At 66.0% G+C, this 6329-nt stretch carries 6 protein-coding genes; 1 reads left to right on the top strand and 5 read right to left on the bottom strand.

Annotation, left to right across the window (positions count from 1 at the left end):
• The 5 genes from BST40_RS26980 to BST40_RS26960 form a co-directional block, all read right to left on the bottom strand.
• Positions 1-628 (bottom strand): HAD family hydrolase (locus tag BST40_RS26980; protein WP_482805267.1); only part of this gene is annotated, 628 nt, incomplete at its 3' end.
• A gap of 4 nt (positions 629-632) precedes the next feature.
• Positions 633-2303, bottom strand: a complete 1671-nt coding sequence (gene kdpA / locus BST40_RS26975; protein WP_075549265.1) for a potassium-transporting ATPase subunit KdpA — start codon at positions 2301-2303, stop codon at positions 633-635.
• Positions 2303-2392, bottom strand: a complete 90-nt coding sequence (locus BST40_RS26970; protein WP_075549266.1) for a K+-transporting ATPase subunit F — start codon at positions 2390-2392, stop codon at positions 2303-2305. Before BST40_RS26970 ends, kdpA begins: the two co-directional genes overlap by 1 nt.
• A gap of 218 nt (positions 2393-2610) precedes the next feature.
• Positions 2611-4125, bottom strand: a complete 1515-nt coding sequence (locus BST40_RS26965; RefSeq protein ID WP_083156366.1) for a sensor histidine kinase — start codon at positions 4123-4125, stop codon at positions 2611-2613.
• 7 nt (positions 4126-4132) lie between these two features.
• On the bottom strand, positions 4133-4906 hold the full coding sequence (locus BST40_RS26960) for a response regulator transcription factor (protein WP_036401838.1): 774 nt from the start codon (positions 4904-4906) through the stop codon (positions 4133-4135).
• Positions 4907-5252: 346 nt separating this feature from the next.
• On the opposite strand from BST40_RS26960, the gene BST40_RS32670 reads away from it, so the two are divergent.
• Complete coding sequence (locus BST40_RS32670) at positions 5253-6269, top strand: PPE family protein (RefSeq protein WP_083156363.1); 1017 nt, start codon at positions 5253-5255, stop codon at positions 6267-6269.
• The last annotated feature ends 60 nt before the right edge of the window (positions 6270-6329 follow it).

Below are 6329 nucleotides of genomic sequence, written 5' to 3'. Positions count from 1 at the left end.
CGACGAGCGCGATCATCCGGTCCACGAAGCTCTCGCCGGGCTTTTGGGTGATTTTGATGACGATGCGATCTGACAGCACGGTCGTCCCGCCGGTCACCGAGGAGCGGTCGCCGCCGGATTCCCGGATCACCGGTGCGGATTCGCCGGTGATCGCCGATTCGTCCACTGAGGCAATGCCTTCCACGACCTCGCCGTCGCCGGGAATGACTTCCCCCGCTGCGACAACCACGATGTCGCCGGGCCGCAGCAGTGGCGCGGCGACGTCTTCCGGGATGGCGACACACCTGTCCAGCGCGCCCGGTGACCAATCCCTGAGCCGGTGTGCGACGGTGTCGGCCTTCGCCCGGCGCAAAGTGTCGGCCTGCGCTTTGCCGCGCCCCTCGGCGACCGCTTCGGCGAGGTTGGCGAAAATGACTGTCAGCCAAAGCCAGAACACCACGAGCCAGCTGAACCAGGTGTTGTCGCCGAATGCCAGAATCGTCGCCCACCCGGCGCCGATCTCCACGATGAACATCACCGGATTGCGCCACAGGGTGCGCGGGTCGAGCTTGCGCACGGCGTCCGGCAGCGACTTCACCAGCAGCGCCGGATCGAGCAGGTGTTTGGCCGAAGTGGTTGTGCGCGTCACTGTTTCAGTGGATCCCTTCGGCGAGCGGCCCGAGTGCCAGCGCGGGCAGGAAGGTGAGTGCCACCAAGACGACCGTCACCCCGACCACCAGGCTGACGAACTGCGGCCGGTGGGTGGGCAAGGTGCCGGCCGACTCCGGGGTGGTCCCCTGTCGGGCCAGCGAACCGGCCAGCGCCAGCACCAGAATCATCGGCAGGAATCGACCGAAGACCATCGCCAGGCCCAAGGCGGTGTTGTACCAGGCCGTATTGGCCGCCAGACCCGCGAACGCCGAGCCGTTGTTGTTGGCCGCGGAGGTAAACGCATAGAGCACCTCCGACAACCCGTGCGGCCCGGTGTTGGCCATGCCGGCCCGCTCGCCGGGCAGCGCCATTGCGGCGGCGGTCCCGACGAGCACGATCAGCGGAGTCACCAGGAAGTATCCGGCCGCCAGTTTCATTTCCCGCGGCGTGATCTTCTTGCCCAGATATTCCGGGGTCCGCCCGACCATCAACCCGGCGACGAACACGGTGATGACGGCCAGGATCAGGATGCCGTACAGGCCCGAGCCGGTGCCGCCGGGTGCGACCTCACCGAGTTGCATGTTGAACATGGTCATCATGCCGCCCAGGCTGGTGTAGGAGTCGTGGGCCGAGTCGACGGCGCCGGTGGACGTCAGCGTGGTGGCGTCGGCAAAGACCGCCGAGTCGGCAACGCCGAAGCGCTGTTCGACGCCTTCGGTCGACGCACCCACCGCCGTGGGCACGGTGCCGTGGTGCTGCACCTGGAACGCCAGCATGGTGGTGAGGCTGACGGCGGCGATCACCGCGACGATCGCCGCGATCGCATAGCCCTGCCTTTTGCTGCCGACCAGTCGGCCGAAGGTGCGGGGCAGCGCGGAACTGATGACCAGCAGCAGGAAGATCTCTACCCAGTTGGTCCAGGCGGTCGGGTTCTCGAAGGGGTGTGCGGAGTTGGCGTTGTAGAAGCCGCCGCCGTTGGTGCCGAGCTCCTTGATCACCTCCTGGCTGGCGACCGGGCCGCCCGGGATGGTCTGCGGGGCCCCGGACAGCGTGGTAACGACCTGATCGTTGAGATGGAAGTTCTGCACGACGCCGCCCACGACGAGCACGACCGCGCCGACGACGGCTATCGGCAGCAGGATGCGCAGCGTGCCGCGCACCAGGTCCACCCAGAAGTTGCCGAGTTCGCCGGTGCGGTTGCGGGCGAACCCGCGGACGAAGGCCACGGCGACGGCCATGCCGACCGCGGCGGACACGAAATTCTGCACCGCCAAACCGGCCATCTGCACCAGATGTCCCTGAGTCGATTCGCCGGAATACGCCTGCCAGTTGGTGTTGGTGACGAAGCTGACCGCGGTGTTCCAGGCCAGTGCGGGTGTCATCGGGGTGGCCGGATGCCCAAGGTGCAGCGGCAGCTTGTCCTGCAGTAGCTGCAGGGCGAACAGGAAGACAATGCTCACCGCCGAAAACGCCAGCACGCTACGGGCATATGCGGCCCAGGTCTGTTCGGCGTCGGGGTCGGCCCCGACCAATCGGTAAATGAATCGCTCTGCGCGCCAGTGCTTTTCAGCGCTGTATACGCGGTACATGTAGTCACCGAGCGGGACGTGTGCCGCCGCCAGAGCGGCGACCAGCAGCGCGAGGAACAGCACCGCCGCTGTGCCGTCGCTCATCAGAACTTCTCCGGATACACCAGGGCCGCAACCAGCAACAGCGCGACAAGCGCCGCAAGCGCCAGACCGACGGCGTTGGCGGTGCTCACAAATCCAACTTCAGCAGTGCGCTGAGCGCGGCGAAGACGGCCAGGGTCAGCGCCAGGTAAACCACCACGGACATATCTGTCTTTCTCGACACGCAACGACAACCGCTCTCCGGTAGAGGCCAGACAGAGGCTAGGCGCGACCGAAGCCGGGCGGGAGCGGCCTTAACGGTTTCTTTACGGCGTCAGCCGCGAGTTTTACGGCCGCTGCGGCGGTGCGGCTATCCGGTGCCGGTGCCCGGCCGGTCCATCATCGGTAGTCGGACCCGAAAGACGGTGCGGCCGTGCGCGGATTCGGCGGTCACCGAACCGTCGTGCGCCTTGACGATCGAGTTGACAATGGCCAGGCCCAATCCATGGCCGGACTCACCCGAACGCGTCGTGTTGGCGCGGACGAACCGCTCGAATAGATGGGGTACGACGTGGGGGTCGATGCCGGGTCCGTCATCGGTCACCGTCAGCTCGGCGTAGGACCCGTCGGTCGCGTCGGTATGACAGGTGATCGCCGTGGTGACGGTGACACCGGGCGGGGTATGCACCCAGGCGTTGGTGAGCAGATTGCTGACGAGCTGATGCAGCCGGGCATGATCGCCGTTGACCCACACCGGCTCGTCGGGCAGCTCTTTGACCCAACAATGGCTCGGCGCTGCCACCGTCACATCGTTCACGGCGTTCATGACCAGATCGGTCAAGTCGAGCTCTTCGGTCTGCAGGTCTTCGCCTTCACCCAACCGGGACAGCAGCAGCAGTTCGTCAACCAGTGATGCCATCCGCCGGGCTTCCGACTCGATGCGGGCCAACGCGTATTCGGTGGTGGGGGGCAGGGCCGAACTGTCTTGACGGGTCAGTTCCGCGTAGCCCTGGATGGCGGCCAGCGGGGTCCGCAGCTCGTGGCTGGCGTCGGTGATGAATTGCCGCATCCGCAGGTCGGATTCGACACGGTGCTGCAGTGCGCTATCGACGTTGTCCAGCAATCGATTCAGGGTGTGGCCCACGATCCCGACTTCGTTGTCCGGATCGGTGTCTTCGGGCCGGACTCGCACGCCGATCCGGTGGTCATCGCCGGCGAGCGGCAATGCCGCGACTTCGGCGGCGGTCGCGGCGAGCCGACGCAGCGGCCGAAGGGCATATCCGACCACCCAGGCCGTGAGTACCGCCGTGATCACCAGCGCCGTGGCGACCAGCACGGTGGTGGTGATGTTCTTGCGGGAAATGATCTGTTCGGCGAGGTTGAGCGAGACGCCGACGATGAGTCGGTCGGACCCGGCGGCGCGGCTGGCAACCTGGTAGGAACCCAGGCTGCCCAGCGTTTCGACACGGGCGGGGCCGTCGTCCCAGGATTGGGCTTCGATGGCGCGGATGACGTCGGCCGGCGCGGGCTGTGGCTCGTCCTCGGAGAAGACGGCCGAGCCGATGACCACCCCGTCGCGCAGCACCGCGATGAGGTTGCCCGGGGTTTGCCCGGTGAACTCCAGTAGCGCCTGGGACACCGGGGGAGTACCGGTATGTATCGACGTGTGCTCGCCGTTGCGGTATCTGGCGTACGCGTGACTGAGCGCATGTAAGGACTCCGCGACCTCGGCGTCGTTCATCGCGGTGACGTAACCGCGCAGGCTGAGTACGGATACGGCGCCCACGGCCACCAGCACTACGGTGACGACAGCGAGCACGCCGAGCAGCAACTGCCCGCGTAACGAACGGGGAAACCAGCGAGGGGTGTTGCGGTCCCCGGTCACTGCCGGCTCATTCCGCTGGTCGCAGCATGTATCCAATCCCGCGGACGGTGTGGATCATCGGCTCGCGGTCAGCGTCGATCTTCTTCCTCAGGTAGGAGATATACAGGTCCACAATGCTGGTGCGTCCGGCGAAGTCGTAGTTCCAGACCCGGTCGAGGATCTCGGTGCGGCTCAGCGCGCGGCGCGGATTGCGCATCAGGAACCGCAGCAATTCGAACTCGGTCGACGACAGCGATATCGGCGTCCCGCCGCGGGTGACTTCCCGGCTGGCCGCGTCGAGCTTGAGGTCGCCCACTTTGAGGGATTCGTCGGCCGGGGGCGCCAGATGGCTGGAACGGCGCAGCAGTCCGCGCAGCCGGGCGACCAGTTCCTCGAGGCTGAACGGTTTGGTCATGTAGTCGTCGGCGCCCGCGGTCAGACCGGTGACCCGATCCATTACCGAATCCCGGGCGGTCAGGAACAGTGTGGGCGTGTAGTCGTCGGATTCGCGGACCCGCTGCAGAATCTGCAGCCCGTCCACATCGGGCAGCATGATGTCCAGTACCAGAACGTCCGGGCTGATTCTTTCGAACTTTGCGATGGCTTCCCGGCCGTTGTGGGCTATCTCGACGTCCCAGCCTTCGTAATGCAGCGCCATCTTGACCAGATTGGTCAGCGCCGGCTCGTCGTCGACCAGCAAAACCCGGATCGGTGAACCGTCGGCACGGTGAATGCGGGGCAGCTGCCCCAGGATGGCTTGGCGCGGACGTTGACTGCGCGGTTGTCCGGTCATTGCGGTCATGGTTCCTCATACTGTCAAGCTCACATGGGATCGTCACGGAGCTCATAACAACCTCAAATGTAGCCATCCCCGGCCACGTCCGGCGCTTCCAACATGGATCCCGGCGTATATGTCGTATATGTGTTGTAGGCAAGTGTTTGATATGCATTTTGTCGGTATGGGCTGTTGGTGTGCCGACCTGCCCACTTGAGATGTTTCACGATTCGGCGGTTGCCGGGGCTATCGAATGCCGAGCTCGATACCGACGGCCGTCGTTGAGCTGGCACCACGGCGCGGGTCACGCCGGCGATACCCAAACCACACCGGCTGAGCGAGGACAGATAACACGAAGAGGAAGGGATACCCGATGGATTTTGGGGGACTGCCACCGGAAGTCAATTCCGGTCGCATGTATGCGGGGCCGGGGCCCGGGACGATGCTGGCCGCAGCCGCCGGATGGGAGGATCTGGCAATCGAATTGCACTCGGCGGCAAGCGGTTACGAGTCGGTGGTGTCGAGCGTAACGGCGCAGTCGTGGGCGGGGCCCGCGTCGATGTCCATGGCTTCCGCCGCCGCGCCGTACCTGGCATGGATGAGGGCGACCGCCACCGGCTGCGAACAAGCGGCCACTCAGGCCGTGGCCGCGGCGACCGCCTATGATTCGGTGTTCGTCATGACGGTGCCGCCGCCGGTGATCGCGGCGAACCGGGCGGAGCTGGCGGCCCTGGTGGCGACCAATATCTTCGGGCAGAACACACCGGCGATCGCGGCCACCGAGGCGCACTACAGCGAGATGTGGGCTCAGGATGCCGCCGCGATGTACGCCTACGCCGACAGCTCCGCGGCGGTCACGAGACTGGCGCCGTTCGCTTCACCGCCGCAGACCACCAATGCGGGCGGGCTGACAAGTCAAACGGCCGCGGTGAGCAACACCGTTGGTGGCTCGGCCGGCGCCGATGCGCAGACCATGACGTCGTCGTTGTCCACGGTCCCGCAGGTGCTGCAAGGGATGGCCACGCCGGGCCCGTCCGCCGGGGCGCTGTCGTCGGCGACCACGGGAAGCGCGGCGACGGTGGCGTCGTCCGGGGCCGGCGCGCCGATCACCGCCCTGTCGAGTCTGACCGGCATATCCGGCAAGGGCGCGCTCAAGGGCGCCGGCAACAGCGTCGACGCTCTGGAGGGGGCGGCGACGGGCCTGACCGGACTGAGTGGGAGCCAGCTGGGACTGGCCGAGGATACGACCGGTTTGGGGATGGACGCGGTCGGTCTGGTCGGTTTGGACGGCGGCGGTGTCGGGCTGGACTTCTTCGGCGTCGGACTCGACTACCTAGGGGCCGACGAGTTGACCCAGTCAGGAGGCTTAGGCCCAATACCGTTCAGTTAAGACGGTGGATGGTGATGTTTGGTGAATGCTCGGGTTGGAGCCAGTGGGCGTAGTCGGCGC

It is taken from the genome of Mycobacterium persicum, from assembly GCF_002086675.1.
In the GTDB taxonomy this organism is placed as follows: domain Bacteria; phylum Actinomycetota; class Actinomycetes; order Mycobacteriales; family Mycobacteriaceae; genus Mycobacterium; species Mycobacterium persicum.
This window is presented reverse-complemented; position numbering and strand designations above follow the sequence as displayed.